At 62.9% G+C, this 21,276-nt stretch carries 16 protein-coding genes; 11 read left to right on the top strand and 5 right to left on the bottom strand.

The genetic code is table 11. The annotated features are described in order from the left end of the window. The first annotated feature begins 415 nt into the window (after window positions 1-415). On the top strand, window positions 416-2,395 hold the full coding sequence (locus tag LRG07_RS09000; RefSeq protein ID WP_238642179.1) for an EAL domain-containing protein: 1,980 nt from the start codon (window positions 416-418) through the stop codon (window positions 2,393-2,395). A gap of 51 nt (window positions 2,396-2,446) precedes the next feature. Here the strand turns inward: LRG07_RS09000 and LRG07_RS08995 are convergent, their stop codons facing one another. From LRG07_RS08995 to LRG07_RS08985, 3 genes are read right to left on the bottom strand one after another with little or no spacing between them, the layout of a single operon-like run. Beyond that, window positions 2,447-3,838, bottom strand: a complete 1,392-nt coding sequence (locus tag LRG07_RS08995; protein ID WP_238642178.1) for a TolC family outer membrane protein — start codon at window positions 3,836-3,838, stop codon at window positions 2,447-2,449. A gap of 2 nt (window positions 3,839-3,840) precedes the next feature. Continuing rightward, window positions 3,841-5,298, bottom strand: a complete 1,458-nt coding sequence (locus LRG07_RS08990; protein WP_238642177.1) for an HlyD family type I secretion periplasmic adaptor subunit — start codon at window positions 5,296-5,298, stop codon at window positions 3,841-3,843. Between the two features lie 11 nt (window positions 5,299-5,309). Continuing rightward, window positions 5,310-7,022 carry a type I secretion system permease/ATPase gene (locus LRG07_RS08985; RefSeq protein ID WP_238642176.1) on the bottom strand — a complete coding sequence of 571 codons (1,713 nt, stop codon included), beginning with the start codon at window positions 7,020-7,022 and terminating at the stop codon, window positions 5,310-5,312. 285 nt (window positions 7,023-7,307) lie between these two features. Between LRG07_RS08985 and LRG07_RS08980 the strand changes: the two genes are divergently transcribed. The 10 genes from LRG07_RS08980 (at window position 7,308) to LRG07_RS08935 (ending at window position 17,897) form a co-directional block, all read left to right on the top strand. Then, window positions 7,308-7,742: an adenylyltransferase/cytidyltransferase family protein gene (locus tag LRG07_RS08980; protein ID WP_238642175.1), complete on the top strand. Its 435-nt coding sequence runs from the start codon at window positions 7,308-7,310 to the stop codon at window positions 7,740-7,742. 696 nt (window positions 7,743-8,438) lie between these two features. Beyond that, window positions 8,439-9,185: a LicD family protein gene (locus LRG07_RS08975; protein ID WP_238642174.1), complete on the top strand. Its 747-nt coding sequence runs from the start codon at window positions 8,439-8,441 to the stop codon at window positions 9,183-9,185. A 47-nt stretch (window positions 9,186-9,232) separates the two neighbouring features. Beyond that, complete coding sequence (locus LRG07_RS08970; protein WP_238642173.1) at window positions 9,233-10,378, top strand: glycosyltransferase family 2 protein; 1,146 nt, start codon at window positions 9,233-9,235, stop codon at window positions 10,376-10,378. Window positions 10,379-10,525: 147 nt separating this feature from the next. Continuing rightward, window positions 10,526-11,848: a LicD family protein gene (locus tag LRG07_RS14070; RefSeq protein ID WP_238642172.1), complete on the top strand. Its 1,323-nt coding sequence runs from the start codon at window positions 10,526-10,528 to the stop codon at window positions 11,846-11,848. Then, window positions 11,838-13,118 (top strand): hypothetical protein, encoded by a 1,281-nt coding sequence (locus LRG07_RS08960; RefSeq protein ID WP_238642171.1) that lies wholly within the window; start codon window positions 11,838-11,840, stop codon window positions 13,116-13,118. The genes LRG07_RS14070 and LRG07_RS08960 overlap by 11 nt, the downstream gene beginning before the upstream one ends. Before the next feature lie 24 nt (window positions 13,119-13,142). Then, window positions 13,143-13,610: a hypothetical protein gene (locus tag LRG07_RS08955; RefSeq protein WP_238642170.1), complete on the top strand. Its 468-nt coding sequence runs from the start codon at window positions 13,143-13,145 to the stop codon at window positions 13,608-13,610. A 63-nt stretch (window positions 13,611-13,673) separates the two neighbouring features. After that, window positions 13,674-14,150: a hypothetical protein gene (locus tag LRG07_RS08950; protein WP_238642169.1), complete on the top strand. Its 477-nt coding sequence runs from the start codon at window positions 13,674-13,676 to the stop codon at window positions 14,148-14,150. 92 nt (window positions 14,151-14,242) lie between these two features. Continuing rightward, window positions 14,243-15,907, top strand: a complete 1,665-nt coding sequence (locus LRG07_RS08945; RefSeq protein ID WP_238642168.1) for a hypothetical protein — start codon at window positions 14,243-14,245, stop codon at window positions 15,905-15,907. A 146-nt stretch (window positions 15,908-16,053) separates the two neighbouring features. After that, the gene (locus LRG07_RS08940; protein WP_238642167.1) at window positions 16,054-17,253 is read left to right on the top strand and encodes a DegT/DnrJ/EryC1/StrS aminotransferase family protein; all 1,200 of its coding nucleotides are present in this window, start codon (window positions 16,054-16,056) and stop codon (window positions 17,251-17,253) included. After that, window positions 17,250-17,897, top strand: a complete 648-nt coding sequence (locus LRG07_RS08935; protein ID WP_238642166.1) for a sugar transferase — start codon at window positions 17,250-17,252, stop codon at window positions 17,895-17,897. Before LRG07_RS08940 ends, LRG07_RS08935 begins: the two co-directional genes overlap by 4 nt. A gap of 182 nt (window positions 17,898-18,079) precedes the next feature. Here LRG07_RS08935 and LRG07_RS08930 read toward each other — a convergent pair whose 3' ends face one another. Beyond that, entirely contained in the window at window positions 18,080-20,068 is a 1,989-nt protein-coding gene (locus LRG07_RS08930; protein WP_238642165.1) for an MtrB/PioB family decaheme-associated outer membrane protein, read from the bottom strand. 36 nt (window positions 20,069-20,104) lie between these two features. Beyond that, entirely contained in the window at window positions 20,105-21,067 is a 963-nt protein-coding gene (locus tag LRG07_RS08925; protein WP_238642164.1) for a DmsE family decaheme c-type cytochrome, read from the bottom strand. Window positions 21,068-21,276 lie beyond the last annotated feature (209 nt).

Below are 21,276 nucleotides of genomic sequence, written 5' to 3'. Positions count from 1 at the left end.
CTGAACGGGTCCCGCCATACTCACGCGTTGTTTTATCAGATTGCTGCTTTCGCCTGGCAGCCTGCCCATTCCATTACGGCCGGGCCATTCGTGTCGGACACCATATCAGGCAGGCCGAGGTAGAGGCGACAAGCGCACCGAGACGAGTTCACACTTCGCTGTTGTTGTTTTATTAACGATCCACCCATGCAAGCCGCCTGTTGTTGCCGCGTGGACGCAGGAGACCTATAGGTTAGACGCCGTTGCGAGCTCTTTACTCCGCGCCGTGGCCTCTAGTGCTGTCCATTTTGTTCGACATCGTGGAAAGCATGTGTTCCTCGCCGCCCCGGGCTTTGCCTAAAATCTGGACGTAAAGACATTGTCGTACGCACACTGTGGGTATGGCCGCGATCATCCTGGCCAAGGAGGCCCCGTCTTGACCGAGCAGCTGGAACAGTTTGTCCGCCGACACGCGCAAAAGCAGCGCCTCTCACTGACTGAGCTTGCGCAGCGGGCCGGAATGAGTCGCCAATCCCTTTACGGACTTTGGCAGAGCGATCGCCACCCGAATCTTAGCAAAATGATCGAGCTAGCGGAGGCGCTCCGGGTCCATCCTTTACGCCTCATCGAGCATTACCTCGCCGCCACGGTTCCGCCCCGCACCGTGCACAATGGGCTGCTCGACGTTAATTGTGGCGATGATCGTACCCGCCTTCTTGAAGCGTTATTAAATGACGCAGACGAGGCTATTATCGGGTTTAATCATCACCGACAAATCGTCGTCTATAATTCGATGGCGGAGGTGCTGCTGCGCACGCCTGCTCACAAGGTGCGGCGCGCAACCATTGATTCAATCCTACCAACCGAGGCCGCGGAGCGGCTTCTTGAACGTGCACACGAGACTTACAACGGCCGACAGAACGCCAATGGACAGGTGCGCAGCCCCTTGTATTTTCAGGTCCGCTGCGGGGACGACGGGGTCCGGTGCACCTTGTCGGCGCGAGTCACCGAGCTGCGGTTTGAAGAAGGCCCCATTACACTGCTCTGGGTCAATACTGCTGACGCCAACGCATCTGCGAGCGACACGCCACCGACTCCCCATGGTCCCTACGGCGAGAGGACGCTCTCGCGCGAACCTCAAACCGGGCTGCCGGCTGCCGACCAAGTCGATGAGCTGCTCAGGCGGGGGGCAGTCTTCGCCAATTGGCTGGAGACGCACATGGCGTTGGTCATCTTGGACTTTGAGGCGCTGCGCCGAGCCGCGGGCACACTTGGGCCGGATGTCTGTAAGCAGTTGCTCCGTGCTGCAGCCGACGCCCTTCAAGGAAGCCTGCGCCGCACCGACCGCATCGCCTTGGCCGACGACCATGCGCTGGCCATTATACTGCCAGGGCTAACCGAGCAGTCCGACGCTCGGGAGATGGTAGACCGCCTCCGGCACTCGATAAACCAGTCCCCCGAGGCTAACCAATTCCATGTCGATATGACTCCAAGAGCCGGTGTCGCCCTGTTCCCTGACGACGCCCAGTCGCCTGACGTCCTGCGCCATCTGAGTTGGGCCGCTTTGGAAGCCGCCGGGCGCGAAGGTGAGATGACGCGGCTGGTCGATCGGCCCCTGGTAAACGGCGTGTCGGAGCAGGTCGCACTGCTTCGGGACCTACAAACAGCGCTGCACAACCGTGAGCTCGAACTCCGCTACGAGCCTATCCATGAGCTCAATGGCGGGCGCTGCGTGGCGCTTGAGGCGCTGGTCTGCTGGACCCATCCCGAGCAGGGTTTCATCGACACGCCCAGCCTGCTAAATACGGCCGGACAGGCAGGGCTGTTGGGTGAACTCGAGGCCTGGACCGTGGATCAGGTATTCCGCGATCTCCAGACGCTGGCGGGGGGGCGAACCCACTGGCCTCGGGTCGCCATAAACGTCACCGCCGAAGGCATCCTTCACGATGCCCTTGACCCCGATCGCCTGCGCCGAGGGTTGAACAGCATCAAGGCGCCCCGGGGGACGCTCGAGCTCGAGGTTGCCGAACGCGAACTCTCTGCGACGGATACCGCCCTGACCCGTCGCATGTCCGACCTGCGCAGCCACGGCATCCATATGGCGATCGACCATTTTGGACACGGCCACGCGCCGCTGTTCGAGATGCCGGAGCTTCCGGCCGACCGACTTAAGGTTCCTTGCCCCGCGCTGGGCACCCGGGGCACGGCAGATCAGGTCGGCCTCACCTCCATCGTGGCGAGGCTGGCGGTGCAGTCACGTTTGATGCTCAGCGCGACTGGCGTGGATTCGCAACAGGCCGTGACACAGCTACACAATCTCGGGTTTGACGAGGCGCAGGGCCCCTATTTCTCTACCCCAATGCCCGCCGGTGACCTCCCCGCTTATCTGTCCGTAGCGGCGTTGAACAACAACTAGGCGGGCCATTTATCTTGGCGCCGCGTCGGCCGCCACCAACTGCCGTTCGCCTCAGGACCCGCCAAAGAGCTGATCCAATGCGACTATGTCCTCGCCACCCAGGTGGCCCGCCGCGCGCCGGAGCTGGAGTGTATCCAGCAAGTACTGATGACGCGCCTCGGCCAGGTTGCGCCGCGACTCGAAGAGTTCGCGCTGCGCCTCAAGCAGGTCCGTGATATCCCGCGTCCCGGCCTCAATCTCGTCTTCCATCGCCTGCACGGTCCGCTCGCCGGAGCGAACCGCTACCTGGTAGGCCTCAATCTCGCTGCGCCCGCTCAAAATGCCTTGGAAGGCGCTACGCGCATCGCTGCGCACGCCGCGGCGAACCTGCTCGACCTGCTCGCGCTGGCGGTCATGTCGGCGCTCCGCACCACGGGCCCGGGCATTGATGGAGCCACCCTCGAACAGCGGCATCTGGATCTGGACACCCACGTATAGGTCATCGAGCTGGCGGGCATTTTGCTCGGCCTGATCGGCAGCATCCATATCTACCTCGGCAGCATCATCAAACCGCGTGTATCCGCCCACCAGATCCACTGTGGGATAGCGCTGTGCCGAGGCCGCCCGCGCCTGCCGCCCTTCCGCTGCCAGTTCGGCGCGGGCGGCGATCAGCTCTGGATTGCCTGCATACGCGTGCTCAAGCCATAGCTCCAACTCGGGCGGGTCGAGCGGTGGCAGCTCGGCGTCCGGGCGCAGCGTGGCCAGGTTGTAGTGGCGGCGGTCGGTGAGTTCGGCGAGCTGCTCGTGCGCGACCTCCAACTCCCCCTCGGCACGGATGAGTGCCGCCCGGACGTTGTCGTAACGGGCCCGCGCCTGCTCGTACTCGCTGGTGGCAATCTCCCGCGCATCGTGCAGGGCTTCCGCCTGCCGGAGGCTGGCCTGCACCGCTTCCAACTCGCGCTGCTGGAGCTCGACGTTGGTCTGGGCGTCGAGGACGCCGAGGTAGGCCTCGGCCACGCGATGAATCAAATCCTGGCGGCGCGCCTCCAGCTCGGCCTGCCCGGCGTCGGCGCTGCGCTGGCTGCCCTGCCACTCGTGCCACGCCGGCAGGTCGAACAGCGGCTGGCTGAGGTTAAGCATGTACTGTTCTTGGGTAAAGGTACGGGAGAATTCCGTCTCCACAGCCGTCCCTTCCACCCGCGCCCGCTCTTCGTCCCGATCAGTGTAGCGGACCTCGGCGCTGATCTGCGCACTCGGCAGCAGCGCCCCGAGTGCCGCGCGCCGGTCCTCGAGCAGGGCCTCGTACTCCAGGTGCTGCCCGCGCAGTTCCGGGTCCGCCTGCTCGGCCTGGCGGTAGATGTCGAGCAGGCTTTCGGCCGACTGGCCGGCGCTGGCCCCCATCGGTCCGGAGAACCCGACGAGCGTCGCCAGCGCGACCATGCCCTTGCGCAGCCGTACCGGCATGCTCAATCCTCCCGGAACGAGCGGGCGATGGCGTCGGTGATCGGCTTGGCCAGGTACTGCAGCGGCGTACGCTCACCGGTATTGATCATCACGTCCGCCGGCATACCCGGGCGCAGGTCCGCATCGCCGAGTTTCGCCAGCTCCTCGTCCTCGACCACGGCGCGGACCTTGTAGTACGGCTCCTGGTCCTCCTCCTCGATGCGATCCGCCGAGACGAAGGTCACCTCGCCCTCGATCACCGGCGTGCGGCGGAAGCTGAAAGCGGTGAAACGCACGTCGGCGGTCATCCCCGGGTGGACGTTGTCCACGTCCTGTGGCCGAACCTCGCCCTCCAACACCAGGGGCTCGTCCTCGGGCACCAGGTCCAGGACCGGCTCGCCACCCTGGATGACGGCCCGCTCGGCGTGGACCTGCATGTTCACCACCTCGCCGCCGACCGGGGCACGGATCTGCTTGCGCGCCAGGGTGTCCTCCAGCGCGCGCAGCTCCTCCTCAAGCTCATCGACTTGATCCGAGGCCTCGCCAAGGTCAGCAGCCACCTCGCGCTGGAATTCCCGCTGCGTCTGGATCATCTGCAGCTGCGCCTCGCCGATCTCGATCCGCGAGGCGGCAATGGAGGCGCGCAGCTCGCCGGCCTCGCCCTCGAGGCCGGCGAGTTCGCGTTCAAGCGGGCGCAGCTCGGAGCTGGGGATCGCCTCGCGCTCGACGAGTTCTTCCTTGGTCACGATCTCCTCTTCGAGCGAGTCGATGCTGCGCAGCTTGGCCTCACGCTGCGCCTCCATGCCCTCGATGCGCTCGCCGAGTTCATCGATGCGCTGCTCGAGGACCTCGATCTCTCCGTGCAGGGCGTCGCGCCGGGTCTCGAACTGCCGCGCCTGCATGCGCCGGACGCGCTCGATGGCCTCGCTCTGCTCAGCGCTCTCCTCAACCTGCTCGGGGAAGGCGAGCTCCTCTTCGCCCTCAAGCTCCGCCTCGAGCCGGGCCTGGCGGGCCAGGGTGGAAACGTAGCGGTGCCAGGTCATCAGGTACTCGGCCCGGGCCTGGGTCTCGTCGAGCTGGATGAGCAAGTCACCTCGCTCGACCACATCACCGTCGCGCACGTGCAGCCGCTCGACGATGCCCCCCTCCAGGTGCTGCACCGTCTGCCGGTACGAGTCGACGGTGACCGTCCCCGGGGCGACCACGGCGCCGTCGATCTTGGCCGTAGCCGCCCAACCGCCGACGCCGAAGAAGGCTACGAGGATCACCCCCAACCCAAACATCCGCGGGAAGCGGTCGTTGGTGGGCGGCGGGCCGGCATTGCTGCCGCCGTTGCCGCCGGCCGGCTGGAGCTCGCCTTCACGCGTCTCAGCGCGCTCGACCACCTCTCCCTCGCGAGTGGAGTCGGCGTTGCCGTCATCCCGACGGGCCGGATGGTCGCCGCGCTCCGGGTTTTCGTCTTCGGATCTACGTTCCGTCATGTCTGAGAACCTCAGGCGCTGCTCGCGCGGGTCAGGCGATTGAGGACATCCTGGCGCGAGCCGAGGGTGGCAACCTTGCCGTCACGCAGTACCAGGACCTGCTCCACGGCGCTGAGAATGGCCGCGCGGTGGGCGATGAGCACCACGGTGCAGCCGTCCTCGCGCAGCTTGCGTATGGTGTCGACGAGCGCCTCGTCACCGGCCTGGTCCAGGTTGGAGTTGGGCTCGTCGAGGACGACGATCTTGGGGTTGCCGTAAACGGCGCGCGCCAGGGCCACGCGCTGACGCTGCCCGGCCGAGAGCGCCCCGCTGTTGATGCCGATGCGGGTGTCGTACCCCTCCGGCAAACGCAGGATCATATCGTGCAATCCGGCCTTGCGCGCCGCCTCGACCACCTTGCGCGAGTCCACCTCGCCGAAGCGGGCGATGTTCTCGGCCACGGTGCCGTCGAAGAGCTCCACGTCCTGCGGGAGATAGCCGATGTGGGCGCCGATCTGCTCGCGGTTCCAGTGCTCGATCTCGGCCCCATCGATGCGCACCGTGCCCGCGTAGCTCGGCCAGACGCCGACCAGGGCACGGGCCAGCGTGGACTTGCCGGCGGCACTCGGGCCGATGACGCCCAGTGTATCCCCGGGGTTGAGGTCCAGATCCACGCCGCGCAGGGCCGGGGTGCGGCCGCCCGGCGGGACCACGACCAGGTTCTCGGCGGTCAGCCGGCCTTGGGGCTCGGGCAGTTCCATGTGCTCGCCGCGCTGCGGCGTGCTCTGCAGCACATCCTCGAGACGGCTCCAGGCGTTACGGGCGCCGATAAATCCGCGCCAGGCGTGCATCGCCTGATCCACCGGAGCCAGCGCACGGGCCATGATAATCGAGGCTGCGATCATGACGCCTGGGGTAATCACCTGCTCCACCGCCAGGTAGGCGCCGAGGGCGAGGATGCCGACCTGGGCGATCAGGCGCAGCGACTTCGAGGCGGAGGTGAGATTGGCGGAGCGATCCGAGGCCACCGCCTGTAGGCTGAGCACGTCGTTATGCATGGCGCGCCAGCGCTGGCGCAGCCGCCCGGTCATGCCCATGGCCTCGACGACCTCGGCATTACGCAGGTTGGTGTTGGTAAAATCGGTCTCGCGGTTATACTGCGCGTTCGCCGCGCCCAACGGCTGACGGGTAATAACCTCGTTGACATAAGCTAGGACGAAGAGGATGACCGCAGCCACGGTGGCGAAGATACCTAGCCATGGGTGGAGCAGGAAGATCACCAGCAGAAAAAGCGGCGTCCACGGGGCATCAAAGAAGGCGAAGACGCCCTGGCCGGTCATAAACTGACGCAGCGTGGTCAGGTCCTGCAGCGGCTGCGCGTTGGCGCCGTCCGGCCGCCGAAGGGCGCGGAAGAAGGTAGCATCGAATAAGCGGCTGCCCAGCATGCCATCCAGCCGTCCGCCGGCGCGGACCAAGACACGGTTGCGCGACCACTCAAGCAGGCCGAGGACGATGAGCAGCCCCACAGCCACCACCAGCAGCATAACCAGCGTCTCTACGCTGCCGCTGGAGAGCACCCGATCGAACATCTGCAGCATGAACATCGGGGGCACGAGCATAAGCAGGTTGATGAAGAAGCTGAACGCGGCCACCGCGATGATGGCCTGCTTGAGCTGGCCCAAGCACGCTCGCAGTTCGCCCTGTTCCTGCGCTTGCCCGGAGGCCTGGGATTGCGATCTACTCACGATAATCAACTCAGCCTTTGGTCACGCGTGGGCTCAAGGGGACACACCCTTGTAAGATAAGTGGCGCAGCCTAGCACTTCGCCGCGTCGTGTCAAAGGTGCTGGGCGTAACAAGCATGCTCCCCACCCGGCTGACCACGTCAGTGGCGCAGAAGGTACAACCACCTGGTCTTCGGCTAGCTTTTCGCCAATATCCGCGGCAGACTGGAGGGCTTGCACAGCACCCTGTCTATCAACTGAGCTACTCTACCTCCGCTCGGGATGGTCGCAGGCAAGAGGTGAGATTTTGAAGAGCATTGGCTACACGACCGGCGTCTATGACATGTTTCATATAGGACACCTGAATCTGCTTCGGCGGGCCAAGTTCGAATGCGACTACCTGATTGTCGGTGTGACCACTGACGAACTCTGCGAGCGCGTGAAAGGGAAAAAGCCAATCATCCCCTTTGCAGAGCGTATGGAAATCGTTAAACACATTGACTTTGTCGATGAAGCCCTGCCTCAGACATCAATGGACAAGATGGAGGCGTGGAACAACCTAAAATTTGACAAAATATTCGTGGGCGATGACTGGCGTGGTAGTGACAAGTGGAACCAGTTAGAGAAGGAGTTTGGCGAGGTGGGCGTCGAGATAGCTTATTTCCCCTATACGCGGCATACGTCAAGCACGAAGCTAAGGCAGGTAGTGGACCGAATAACGAGCGCGGACATGGCGCTTTAACCGATGTTCAGTCTACAGATCGCTTCTTTTACCGGAATTATAACAAGTGCCGTGAGAACGCTCATGCCGCCCTACGTCAGGTATCAGGTTGGCAGATGGGCGTTCCACGCTACGGGGCAGGCCATATGGGCATACCGCATGGCCGACGCTCAGCGCGAACGGGGACAAATCATTCAGGCCGAGGCCAACTACGCAAGGGCGCTCACCAAGGCGGAACAAACCGGCGATCAGGACGTCGCGAAATCGCGACAAAAATGCCAGTTCCTTGTTCATCGAGACCGCTATCACGCCGGGCTCCCTGCAGCCGAAGACCCCCTGTTCGACTGCCAAGTCCTAGCCGGCAACGTCCCCCCTGGTCCGATCCGCCCCTGTGGTCGGTTCTCCGCCCATTTTAACCATCTTGGCTTAGCCCTCGGCGGGGCAATAAGCGGTCGCCGTGCATCCCGCCTGCAAGACGAACTTGAGATTCTAATCAACGGTCAGCCCATTCGCCGACTTAAGCTGAATCGGGCGCAGGGGACCATGACCTTCTCTGTCACGATCAAGCGACCTACCCTCGACCAATTCCCAGAGGCTAGCCGGCTCGAGGTTCGCCGCGCGGACGGCGCGCCCTTGATGGCTGATGGAACCCTTGATCTCATAACGAAAGTTCCTCATGGGAACGGACAACTCTTATGCAACATCGCTCACCGAGGCATGCTGGATAAGAAGGGGTATCTCCCGCCGTTGCCTGAGGAGGTCCGTGCCCGTCAGGATGCTTACCTAGCTCTCTACGCCGCGGCGCGCGAGTTTTTCGATAACAACTTGGGGCGCCCTCTTTTCCTAATGTACGGCACCCTCCTCGGGCTCTACCGCGATGGTGATTTAATCCCCCACGATGACGATTTTGACGTAGGCTATATCTCGGAACATGAGGACCCGCATGCTATAAAAATGGAGACTCGTGAGATCATCCTTAAGCTCCTGCGGGCCGGTTTTACCGTCGCCGTCAATCGTCGCGGCAGGCCATTTCGGCTTCGCACCCCATCCACTGGCGCGGAGCTCCACCTCGATGTCCGTCCGGTCTGGTATCAGGATAAGCGGGTCTGGGCCCACAAACAGGCCTGCCTGGCGCTTCCCCTGGAGGGCTTTCGGCAAGTCGAGCGACGAACTCTACGTGGGACCGCGGTATACATCCCAAGGGATGCCGAAAAGTTCCTTGAGGCCTACTACGGCCACACTTGGACGACCCCAGACCCCGGGTACACAAACTCCACGCGGCTCGTGCCGCGGAGCGTCAAGGCTAACCTTTCAGCTACTTGCTTCAACCCAAACGAGCTTCGAAAACTCAGCCATGAAGTGAACCAGGAGAGAGAGCACAGGCCCGAAATGGGCGAACTGATCGCTATCGGCCTCACCGACCTCTACCCTCTGGAGCAGTACCGCCAGCGGTGCGGTATCTGATCGACTCATCCGCACCACCTTCACTCGAGACACTGCAGTCGAGCACCATGCATCAACCACCCAAGATCTCGGTCATCATCCCAGCGTACAACACAGAGCTTTACGTCAAAGAGGCGCTAGAATCGGTCGCGCAGCAGGATCACCCAAACATAGAGCTAATATGTATTGATGACGCATCTGAGGATGGCACCGCGGATGCAATCCGCTCGTTTGAGCCGAAGTTCAACGAGTTCATACTGCTCCAGCAGCCTACCCGCTTAGGTCCGGGAGCAGCTCGTAACATCGGCTTACAAAAGGCCTCAGGTGACTACATCGCGTTCCTAGATAGCGACGATCTGATGGCGCCGAACATGATGAGTGAGCTTCTGACCTCGCTGCTCGCTCATGACGCTGACATGGCCCTGTGTCGTATAAAAAAATTTTCAAACAAAACGGGAGAACTTTTCCCTAACGACAACAACCCGGAGGAGCTGCAGCAGTACGAAAACAACGCCTTTTCTTGGAAGGACCTCCAAGGCGGGGTATTTAACTTACGCTTCATTTGCGTGAATAGGCTCTACAGAAAGGCCTTCTTGGAACGCAACCAAATCCACTTCCCAGAAGGGATTTTCTACGAGGACTTGCCCTTCACCTACGCATGCCTGTTCTCGGCTCGGCGCGTTGCATACACGACAGAAACCTACTATCTCAACCGACGGTTTCGAGAGGGCTCAACAACCCACTGGCAGAATGACACAGTAAGCGACCTGCCACGCGCTTTTGAGGCTCTCGAGGAACGCCTTAAGTTAGACGACCTGGCTCCCGACATTATCAATGAATATAACGCTTTCAAATTCAAACAGCTGAATAAGCACCTACACCGCAACACCCGGAGAAAAATAAACGGTTACTACAACGCATTAAAAACGCATACGCTCGAGACGGATATACATAAAAACGCTTTTCTTACTAAAAAGGAGCAGGACGCAGCCACGGTCATTGCTTCCAGAGGACCTATTGATTACGTTCTTTACGATTACTGGCTAACCAAAAAAAGAATTACCAAAAAAAAGAGAAAACACAAAAAGAAGAAAGATAAACTAGACGGACTTCAGGGTCGAGGCACGTATAGGCTTTATAAAAAGATTGCAAAAGTCGCTGGACTTTTTAAAACCTGCCGTTTTAAAAAGAATTCAATGACATCACAGCGATAGGAAACATCAAGATGCCACAGACATCAACAACGCATCGCGCTCTAAAACATGTTTGAACGCATACACTGCCACTCCCTTACCTGCGTGAAGCGGGTCGTACGGTGGCTTTCGGTGTATCGACACCCTGTCGCAGCGACGATACACTGCGTGGCTAAAGCCGCTGAAGGCGCTGGCTGGAATCGCTTCGCGGCCTCCGTTTTCAACGGGCTGGAGCGGTTTTCTCAAAGAATGTGTTCAAGGGGGCACCGCAGCCCCTTTCGTTATCAGCAGTTAATAGAATTCCACCAAGAGAAAAACCGCTGGTTAGCTGCCAACAGGGACTGTGAACCGGCTGACCCGCTGCACATCTGCGGGATCCCCGCAACCCGTGCTGATTGTCGAACCTCACCGCGCTGCCGAAAGATGATGGGGCAGTATGATGCCGATTTTACACACCTCGGACTGCGTCTCGACGGCTTTGTGTTCCGCCGCGCCACGAAACAGAACCACTTGGAACTCTGGTTGAACGACCACTACATCCGTACCCTGCCGCTGCACCGCACTCGGTTTGCGCCCCCCTATTTTCATTACCACGTGAAGCGCGAGGTATTGGCCCGATTCCCGAAATCGTGCCGGATTTCGATCCGCACCGCGGAAGGCCATGCGCTTGATTGCCTGCAGGGACCCGAGCTAGCCATCACCTTGCCCCACGCCGACGGCTCGGTGTTCGAACACCTAGCCGCCGGTGGGCACATCGATAAAAAGGGGTTTCTTAGCCGGACACCTGAGGGCATCCGTGCCCGACAGCAGCACTACCTAAGCATTTACTCGCAGGCCCGCGAGTATTGCAATTGCACCCTCAATACCCCTTTGTTCCTGATGTATGGCACCCTGCTAGGGCATATCCGCGAGGGGGACTTTATTGAGGGGGACGATGACTTTGACGTCGGCTATCTCTCTCGTCAAACGCACGCGACGGCTGTCAAGCAGGAGGTGATGCAACTTGTTGTCAAACTAGTGCGAGCCGGCTTCACCTGCAGCTTCAATCGCAACGGCCGACTGTTCCGACTGCGGCGCAAGAATGACCCTCCGGCGACCTACCTGGACGTTCGCCCAGTGTGGTTCGAGGACGGCTGTATCTGGGCTCACAAGCAGGCATGCCTGCCGCTGCGGTCAGAGGACTTCGAGCCCGTGCGCACCGAGACGCTGCGCGGGGTCGAGGTGGACGTTCCTCGACGCGCTGAGCATTTCCTGGCGGCTTACTACGGCGACAACTGGAAAACACCGGATCCCGACTATTCCAACGCTTCACGACACGTACCGCGCTTCGTCCAGCGCAAACTGGCTTCAGTCTGCATTACGCCCGCTGACTACCAGCAGATGCGGACGCAGATCGAGGCGCAACCGACAAGCGAGGCCGGCGAGCTAGTTCCCACCGGACTCTATCCGCTGTACCCCCTTGAGCAATACGAGGCCCACTGTGAGTGGTAAGACTCACCTGAGCCCCGCCAAAAGCTATCGGCTCCTTCAGTATCTTAACCGTCGCCACGCGGCTTTAGAGCGGCTGCTACTGGCCGCGGCGGCGTATGCGGGTTGCCTTGCCGTTACTGGCCGGCCTGGACTTGCGCGTCACCTCAGCCGGGAGTTCTGGTCGGACTCGTTCAAGGATGGCCTGCGCCGCGCCTACTGGTATGCGAGTCGTGGCTGGCCAGGCCTTGGGTCGCCGGACAGCGATCCCTTTTTCTGTTTCAGTGATGGTCTTCCGCTGAGTGAAAGCCGAAATCTAGCCCGTTGGGTGAATCGACGCGCTCACCGGCTCCCGCCTCGGATTGCGGCCCTCAACCGACTGACCGCACAAGCGCAAGTCGTCCATCAAGCCGCACTGGAGCAAAATCAGCGACTCGCGGCATCAACTCTAGCCGCGTTTTTAGACGACGCCGACCGCCTACTTGAGCGACTGAAAACGGACCGCGCCCACGTGCCGACCCCGGCTCCACCGGGCAACGCCGGCATCTCGTCGGCCAACAACTCACTGTCCGGCGACTTCGCCCGGGACGACGCCGAGGTCACCCTGCAGGATGTAGCCAGGCTACTGCCGCTGAATGCCTGGCGCTGGACCGCGCTATCCGGAACGTTTCTCGGGCTTTTTCGTGAGGGCGACTTTCTGGCACACGATTTCGACATCGATCTGGGGCTGCCCGCCCAAGACACCGACTTGGGGCGAATGCGAAACATCTTAAAGAATTCAGGTCGTTTCGAATCGGTGCATACGGAATATCAGTACCGTCTGCGTGTCTCGCCGGCAGGGATACGGGTTACGTCCGTCCCGGTGCTCGTCAAGGCCGTGCACCGCACCGGCATCGCCGTGGATTTCTCATTGCTACATCAGGAAGAGGGCGTCTGGTGGCACGGCTCCAAAGCGCACCGCTGGGATCACACACCACAGGAGTTCGTCGACTACCAGCTGCGCGGCATCCGGATCCTCGGGCCCCGCGACGGTGACCGCTACCTGACCGAGTGTTACGGGGACTGGCGCACACCGGTGCGCAACTTCACTTGCTCAAGCGGTCGCCGCAATCTCGTGGTTGTACACAACCTGATGGGTGTTTGCTTGTTTCTCACGCGCCTCCTCTGGCACCTGTCCAACGGCGATACGGCCGGGTATGATGCGGTCCAGAGGCAGATGCTCCAACAGCGACTGCTACTGCGGGGCGACCACCATGGCCTCGTGCGGATGAACCGGCACTGGTTCGACGACTAAGATGGAATACGCTCGGAGCTCGCAATGACTGATCACGAACTGCACGCTTTCCGTGACAAATTTCAGCTGGACGCCCTCACCGTGATGGAGACCGAGCACTGGGTGCTCTCCGTTCGGCCCCAGCAACTAACCCTGGGCTCGATGATCTTGAGCACCCGTACCAATGTACTGGACTTCGCGAGCCTGAACGAAACTCAAGCCCGCGACATGGCTATACTGTTGGGCGAGGCGGAACAGCGGGTCAAGGCCCGCTGGGGTGCCGTGCGCATCAACGCTTTGTGTTTGATGATGAAGGATCCACTGTTACATTTTCACATCTTCCCGCGCTACGAAAACGCCGTTATCTTCCAAGGGGAGGAGTGGATCGACGCCGACTGGCCGAATCCGCCTCAAATACGCCCCGCGACAGAGCGCGCCGATATCAACCAATCCCTGCGCGCGGCGCTGCAGCAACCGATCGGAAACGACCCTATAACACAAAGCCCCGGTTGACCGTTGACTCGAGTCGTCACTCTTGCCGGGCGTATCGCGAGCGGCCGCGGTAAAGCCACCGCAATGACGCTACGAAAGAACTCAGCTCTTGCAAAGGCTACCGGGCAAACCCTTTACCCCGGCTCCCTCAACCTACTGCTCTCGCGCCCGGTGCGCTTTGCCCGACCGGCAGCGATCCGCTTTGCTCGCAACCACTGCGTCTGGCCGGCCACGCTCAACGGGCAGCCGGTCTGGCTCTGTCGCTGGGCCACAGCCCCCCTGCACGTCGTCGAAGTGCTCGCCACCGAACACCTACGAAGCCAGTGGGCACTCAACGACGGTGATCGTCTGGAACTCCATCTCGCCGCAGCCATGCTCGAGCCGCTGCCGGTCATCGACCGATTGGTACACACCGTCGTCTGGGCCGGACGCGGCAGGTGGTATTATGCCGCTGATTCATACGTCTTCGGCTGGGTCGCGACCCGCATTGGCGGCCATGCCACCCAAGACACCAGCGTGCACGAGAGACTGCGGCAACGCCTGCTAAAGGCGACGCAGTGAACCTTCCCGCAACGACAAGGGACACCCTGCAGTGGACTTGGCGCACGCTCGGTGCCCTGTTCCGGGCCTGCCCTGGTCTCTCGGTAGCGGCGGTGATAGCGATCGTCCTGCAGCGTGTTACCCAACTTCTAGCATTCTTCCTACCTTTGAAGGTCCTCATCTTGACCGGCTCTTCGGAAGTGCCGCGCTATTTCCCCTTCATCGACCCAGCATTCCGTTCTCACTGGATCGCGGCACTTTCACTGTCCGCATTCGGCGCCTACAGCGCCAACCTCTGGCTGGAGCGCTGGGCCGGGCGACTGACCGAAAAGGGCGGGCAAGCGGTTGCCAAGCAGGCCACTCCTCTGTGCGTTATCAACCGCCAAGAGGAGCGAGCGCGCCGATACTACGCAGATTTCACGACTCTCGCCGCTGATATTGTGCTCATCGCCGTGGCCGGGCTAGCTCTTGCGCTGCTGCAGCCGTTCCTGCTGCTCGTCCTCGTTCTGCTGTTCGCTGCCGAGTTCACCCTAGCTGCCCGCATACTCGCTGCCCACGAAGGCGGATGGTGGGTGAAGAGCCGCGCCAAAATCTTGGCCGACCCCAAAACGGCCGTGGAAACAGCCTCAGCCGTTAACTTTTTTTTCGGTTTCCTGGTCTTGTTATGCGGGCTTTTGCTGGCAAGCGCGGAGGCGTTCCTTGCGACGGTCCTCGGCTTTCTGATCCTGCGTCAGCTACTTCGCTCCCTGAGAGGTGCAATCCGCTCTACCATTCAATTGACCCGTGACCGGCAGCGGATCGATCCGATCTTCAGACCCGAACAGCGCTGGCAGCCCGCCGAAAACATGGATACTCAGGCACTGCGCAAGCATTTCCACCAACCGCGGCGTCAGGAGCAGACCGCTCAAGTGCTGGAGCGCGCGCTAGGCAACCCTCATCATTCCTGGGTGATTCGCTGGGAGGACCCACTTCCACGCCAACCTTTTCATGCCTTGTCCGCCGTGCCCGCATATACCGATTTCACGCACCGATCACGACTTGGATGCGGACCGAAACGCTACCAACAACAGATCTTTACACCGCATTCCCGACAGCTTTTGCAGGACGAGGAACTGCTCTTCCAATACGTCGACCGCGACGCACTGCGCGCGGTGCACGTACTCGTCGAGTTCGAACAAAACGGGTTCCTGTGCCGTGTCTGTGAATCCGGTCTTGGGCGCCCACCTCGTACATCGGAGTGGCGGGCGTGGCACCCTCGCATGATTCGCGAACGCTGGACGTTATCTCCCCCCCAAGAATTGATCCGGGCCTACAAGAGTGCCCGCTACACACTTGATGAGCGACTGACCGAGGAGCTGCTCAAGCCTCTTGAGGTTGCGATCGACTCCCAAGATGAGGCATCAATCTACGAGCAGCTTCAGGCCTTACTACCGGATATCCGCGACAGCGTAGGGCAGCTACCGCTGTCGATATACCCTTCTGGACTGGACCGCACGATGGCGATCATGACCGCCACCCATGGCCCGCGAATCACGACTTGGGGCAAGTGGCGCGTTGAGCCGATTGGCGGCGGACTCAAAGACAATCTGAACGCGGGCGAGCTCGCATCAGTACTAGCTGAAATGCCAAAAAAGCGGGGAGATTGCTCGGCACCGCCTCCGATCACCGGCGTCCGATTGGCACGGGCGGCGCGATTACTGGAAGACCGGATCGTGAATCTTCGCTACAAGCAGGCGTTGCATATTGCGGCACATCTAATGCAACACGTGCAGCGATAGGGACGGCGCAAGGGGGGAGAGAGTGCGCTCACAACCTGTATAGCCTATGCCGCTCGTACCGTTTAACATCGCCTCCTATCGCCCAAGCTGGCCGAACAACACACTCGCCGTGCTCACGGATTCGTCCCGGAACCAAAAGGCCCGTCATGCCCTCCACTGACCCCGGCGCCGCAAAGACAAACTCCTCCCCGCTCCCGGTTCCTTTCTCGCGCCCGGATCTTGGCGAGGCAGAGGAGGCGGCCGTCCTCCGCTGCCTGCGCTCGGGCTGGTTAACCACCGGCCCGGAGACCGCCGAGCTGGAGCGCTGCTTTGCCGAGGCGGTCGGCGTACACCACGCGGTCGCGGTCTCTTCGTGCACGGCGGCGATGCATCTGGCGCTGGAAGGGCTGGGTGTGGGCCCCGGGGATCGGGTCATCACCAGCGTGCTCACCTTCACGGCAACCGCGGAGGCCATCCGCCTCTGCGGGGCTGAACCGCTCCTGGTGGACGTCGCGCCCGAGACCTTGGACCTCGACGTCACTGAAGTCGAACGACACCTCTCGGCCGATTCGCGCATCCGCGCCATCCTCCCGGTCCACTACGCGGGGCAAGCGTGCCGGATGGACCAGCTCCTGGAGCTGGCCTCCCGCTACGACGTCCGCATCGTCGAGGATGCCGCCCACGCGTTCCCTGCCCGCTTTCAGGGGCGCTGCGTTGGCTCGCTCGGGGACGCGACCGCGTTCAGCCTGTACGCGAACAAACCGCTGACCACCGGCGAGGGCGGGCTGCTGACCACGAACAATGAGGCACTGGCCCAGTGGGCCCGGCGCGCCCGGCTGCACGGCATCGAACGCACCGCGAGCACCGAGCAGGGGCAAACCCGGTGGCGTTACGAGGTCACCGACGCGGGCTACAAGTACAACCTCCCGGACCTGGCCGCTACGCTGGCGCGCCCCCAGCTCGAACGCGCGGATCAGGCGCGCGCGCGGCGCGAGGCCATCGCCGCCTATTACAGCAAGCAGCTTGCGGGCTTGCCTTTAAGTCTGCCGGCGGTCCGGGACAACGCATCCGATCACTCCTGGCACCTCTTCCCTGTGCAGCTGGAGCTTGAGGCGTTGAATCTCAGTCGGGATGGCTTCATCGACGCACTGGCCGAGCGGGGGATCGGGGCCAGCGTCCATTTCATCCCCCTCCATCGGCACCGCTACTGGCGAGAATCCCTTGGCCTGCGCACCGAGGACTTCCCCGTGGCAGAAGCGGCCGGACAGCGCCTGGTCAGTCTGCCGATCTATCCGGGGCTCACCGATGCCCAGGTCGAGCGCGTCGCCGACACCGTCACCACGCTCTTGCGCGCCCACCGCCGATGAGTGAACCCCGCGGCTGGCGTCTTTTCGAGTATACGCTCTCGGTCGCGGCCCTTGTGCTGCAGCTACCGCTCTTTTTGCTGCTAGCGGCAGCCATCCGCCTGGAATCACCGGGTCCGGTCTTCTATCACCAACGACGCGTGGGCCAGCACGGCGAGCTCTTCTGGATCTGGAAACTGCGGACCATGACCGCGAATGCCGAGCACCGCGGCCCCTCAATCACGCGCGGCGGGGATGCGCGGGTTACCCGCGTCGGGCGCGTGTTGCGCCGCTACAAGCTCGATGAGCTGCCGCAGCTGGTCAACGTCCTGCGCGGGGAGATGAGCCTAATCGGTCCACGGCCCGAGGTGCCGGAGTACGTGGCCCTCTATACCAAGGATCAGCGCCGGGTGCTCGAGGACCGGCCCGGGATCACGGACCCGGCCTCTGTGGCCTTCGCGGATGAGGAGCAGCGTCTGGCGGAGGCCGGGGATCCGGAGCAGTTCTACCGCGAGGTGGTGCTGCCGGAGAAGCTGCGCCTCTATCTGGACTATCGCGGCCGGCGCAGCTGGCGCAGCGACCTTGGCTTGCTACTAAGAACGCTGGGGGTTCTGGCTGAACGGCGAGGCCGGCAGGGGGTCAGCCGGGCGCAGCGCCCAGACGGGTAACACTGCGGCCCGCCCTTCTGGCCGGGGGCAGCTTTGTATGCTGTTACCCCCGGCCGCTCAACGGCGCTCGCCGCGCCTCTTCACGCCGGCGCGAAGACGTCGCACCAGCCGTCGCCGTTGACCAGAACGTCGGCGAAGTCCGGGTGGTTGTGTCGCACCGCGCCCGCGCCCAGTCAGGTCGGTCAGAAGGTGTACCCCACCGAGCCGACCACCATGTGGGCCGTGTAGTCGTAGTTGTCGCGGCCCATGAGCACGTAATCATTCATGTCATCCACCTCTCCCGGCCCAAAGCCCAGGGCCCAGTCGTCCTCCTCAAAGCGCTGCCCCAGGTAGGCCAGGCGATAGTGGAACTGTTCCGAGGCCCGGTACTTGCCGTAGAGCTCGAGCTGGGTGAGCCGGGTGGTCAGCGTCGGGTAGTCGGTGTCCTGGGCGCGATCGAAACCGATGTCGACATCGGTGCTGGCGTAGAGCACCTCTGCACCCAGGGACCAGCGCTCGTCCTCGGTGACGGTGGCCTCCGTCCCCAGCCCGACGGTCAGCGTCTCCTCGTCCTGGAGCAGGCTGCGCTGCTCGCCGGCGAGTTGCCGCTCCCCGTCGTCCCACGTGACGAAGCCGTAGCCGGTCCACTGCTCGGTGGGGAAATAGTCCAGGGACAATGTGTAGGAAGCGCGGTTGCGCTCCTGCAGCCCCATATCCGAGTCGGTAAAGTCGTCCTCGCTGTAGGTCACCTCCGCGCCCAGGGCCAGCTCGGGGATGACGCTGTAAGTGCCGCTGACACCCAACTGGGTCTGTTCCAACTCGGCCAGGTGGTAGACCTCCGCGGGCAGGATGGTGCCTGCCTCGGACGCCGGACCGACGTACTCGGCACCTTCGCGGTAGAGCCTGCTGGCGAACACGGTCCCCTCCAGCTGGGGAGTGATCCGGCTGCGCAGCCGCGTGCGGAAGGTATCGTCCCGGGTGCTGCCGTCGGTGAAGTCGCGGTCGGTGTAGCGGTGCTCGTAGCCCAGCACCAGGTTGGAGCGCGCCGGCAGGCGGATATCGGCGTCGACGTCGGCGATGTGCCGCGTCCAGCCGTGGGGCCGCGTCCGGTCTTCCAAATCATCCTCCGTGAAGTACTGCGGCGTGCGGTTGTCCCGGTCGTCATAGCGGTAGCTGCCGCGCACCTGCAGACGCGGATGGAAGCGGTGCGTCCCGCGCAGGGTGGCCCGGGTGGTGTCGATGCGCCCATCCAGCGACGAGGGCAGGTCGTCGTCGTCTTCAACGAAGCGTTCATCCTGCAGCGCGCGGCCCAGCTGCAGGTCGGCGCTGACGTTCGTCCCCGGCTGGATGGCGTAGGCGCCGGAGGCGAAGATCTGGTGGTAGAGGTTATCGGGCTCGCGGAAGACCTCGTTGAACTCGCCGGGATCGTCCGGATCTTCCACGGTCAGCCGCTCGTTGGCCAGCTGCTGAAAGCTGGAGAGGTGATAGCCAAACCGGCCCTGGAGCTGATCCCCGGCATATTCAAGACTGACCCGGTATTGGTCCGTGCGTTGATCGATAGGAGCAGGGAACTCGTACCAACGGTAGTCGGTCGCGTACCGATACCCATCCGTCTCCTCCCGGCTGAACGAAAAGTTCACCTTCCACTCGTCGTCCAGGTGGCGCAGGGCGTCGAAGGCCAAGCGCTCGCGGTGGCGCTCCATCTTCCAGTCGCGCAGCCGTTCCGGGCTGTCCTCGAAATCCTGGTTGCCCTGCCAACCCTCAGGCAGCGAGAGCCGGTCGGTGCCGTCGCTGCGCAGGGGGCTCTGCACGTCCCGGTCATAGAAGCGCGGGCGTTCGTCGTACTCCAGGGAGAGCCCGTAGGTTCCCTGGACGCCGTAGCGGCCGCGCAGGCGGCGGGAGTCGAGCCCGAGGTCCCGCCCCTCCAGACGGCCGTAGCGGGCGTCTTCATCGCCCTCGCCGCGGTAACGCAGGTCGAGGTGGGCCTCCGGGTAGAAGCCCTCGTCCACCGGCCCGGTATAGCGGCGGAAGTGGTAGTTGTCCTCGCTCAGGTAACCGACTCCCAGCCACAGCTGCGAGCTGGCCGGGCCAACGAAGGTGGCCGAGGACTCCGGCGTGCCCGCGCCAGCGGCGGCGGGCAAGCCGAAGGCCGTCAGCACCAGGGCGCTGCTCAGGGCGCGCTGTTTGGTCATGATTCCTTCCTCCTTCTGCTGTTGCGCCGCCCGGCGTCACGGCCGGAAGCTGTCGCCGCCCGGGTGGTTGGAACCGTGGATGTCCGAGTGGCAGTTCAGACAGCCGCGGCCGAGGAACTCCGCCCCCTCCTGCCAGGGACCGCTGGTGTCGAAGTCATGTGGATCCATGCCGGGATGTCCGGCCGGACCGGAGGCGTGCATGTGACACGACTGGCACAGCTGCGTCGGGCGCGCCTCGAGCAGATTGGGATGCACCGAGCCGTGGGGGTCGTGACAGTTGGTGCAGTCCTCGCGGACCGGCATGTGCTCCCACAGGAAGGGGCCGCGGTACTCGGCGTGGCAGTTGTAGCAGGTCTCGTTGACCTGACCCTCGCGCAGGAGGCTCTCGCCGCCGGTGCCGTGGGGGTTATGGCAGTTGGTGCAGGTCACCTGCCCCTCCTCCACCGGGTGGTGGTGGGGGCGATTGAAGTCGACGCGGCGCTCCTGGTGGCAGCTGGCGCACAGCTCCAGTTCGTTCTCGGTGTGCAGCAGGCGCTCGTTCTCGCCGTGCATGTTGTGGCAGTCGACGCAGGCCATGTCCTGGAACTCGTGGGCGCCGCCGTGCCAGTGCATGCGATCACCGCCGCTGTGGCAGTCCAGGCAGGTCTCGTTGGCCTCGTCGGTGCTGATGTCCTCACCGATCTGGTAGAAGTGCTCCCACCCGTCGCCGTGGCACTGGTAGCAGTAGTTGCCATCCTCCGGCGTCTGCCCCGCCGGGGTGCGCGGGTCCGAGGCGACGGCGTGGGGGGTCTCCTCCATGCGGCCGATGTGGGCGCGCAGGTCATCGACCCGGCGCTCGGCCATCACCGGCGAGAGGCCACGCACCTCCTCGACAAACTCCTCGATCTCGTCCGGATCGAGGTCCTGGGCCGGGGCCGTGGCGGCGAACAGCAGCAGTGCGAAGAGGGCCGCGATGCCGCCGGCCGAAATCGCGAGCCGGTTGAGTGGTTGTTGGAACAAGGCACCCTCCTCCCCTTCGGTGCAGGTTTGATCGTTATCAAACCTGCTCTTAGCAAAAGGCAGGCCAGGGCAAACGGGCCGCGATCAAAGCCCCGCGATTCCGGGAGTTCAGCGGGAGGCCGGGGTTGCGGACAGGGGGTCGGCGGGGCCTGCCAGCGGTCAACGGCTGCGCAGCCTGGTCGCAGCCTGCGCAGCGCCCCCCCCCCGGT

The sequence above is a fragment of the Halorhodospira sp. 9622 genome (genome assembly GCF_022228025.1).
Taxonomy (GTDB): domain Bacteria; phylum Pseudomonadota; class Gammaproteobacteria; order Nitrococcales; family Halorhodospiraceae; genus Halorhodospira; species Halorhodospira halophila_A.
This window is presented reverse-complemented; position numbering and strand designations above follow the sequence as displayed.

What these genes read in the sequence shown, in the direction of transcription:
- LRG07_RS08995 (WP_238642178.1), bottom strand. Translation starts at nt 3,838, where the DNA reads ATGCCGGTACGGCTGCGCAAGGGCATGGTCGCGCTGGCGACGCTCGTC.
- LRG07_RS08990 (WP_238642177.1), bottom strand. Translation starts at nt 5,298, where the DNA reads ATGACGGAACGTAGATCCGAAGACGAAAACCCGGAGCGCGGCGACCAT.
- LRG07_RS08975 (WP_238642174.1), top strand. Translation starts at nt 8,439, where the DNA reads ATGCTGGATAAGAAGGGGTATCTCCCGCCGTTGCCTGAGGAGGTCCGT.
- LRG07_RS08970 (WP_238642173.1), top strand. Translation starts at nt 9,233, where the DNA reads ATGCATCAACCACCCAAGATCTCGGTCATCATCCCAGCGTACAACACA.
- LRG07_RS08955 (WP_238642170.1), top strand. Translation starts at nt 13,143, where the DNA reads ATGACTGATCACGAACTGCACGCTTTCCGTGACAAATTTCAGCTGGAC.
- LRG07_RS08950 (WP_238642169.1), top strand. Translation starts at nt 13,674, where the DNA reads ATGACGCTACGAAAGAACTCAGCTCTTGCAAAGGCTACCGGGCAAACC.
- LRG07_RS08940 (WP_238642167.1), top strand. Translation starts at nt 16,054, where the DNA reads ATGCCCTCCACTGACCCCGGCGCCGCAAAGACAAACTCCTCCCCGCTC.
- LRG07_RS08935 (WP_238642166.1), top strand. Translation starts at nt 17,250, where the DNA reads ATGAGTGAACCCCGCGGCTGGCGTCTTTTCGAGTATACGCTCTCGGTC.
- LRG07_RS08930 (WP_238642165.1), bottom strand. Translation starts at nt 20,068, where the DNA reads ATGACCAAACAGCGCGCCCTGAGCAGCGCCCTGGTGCTGACGGCCTTC.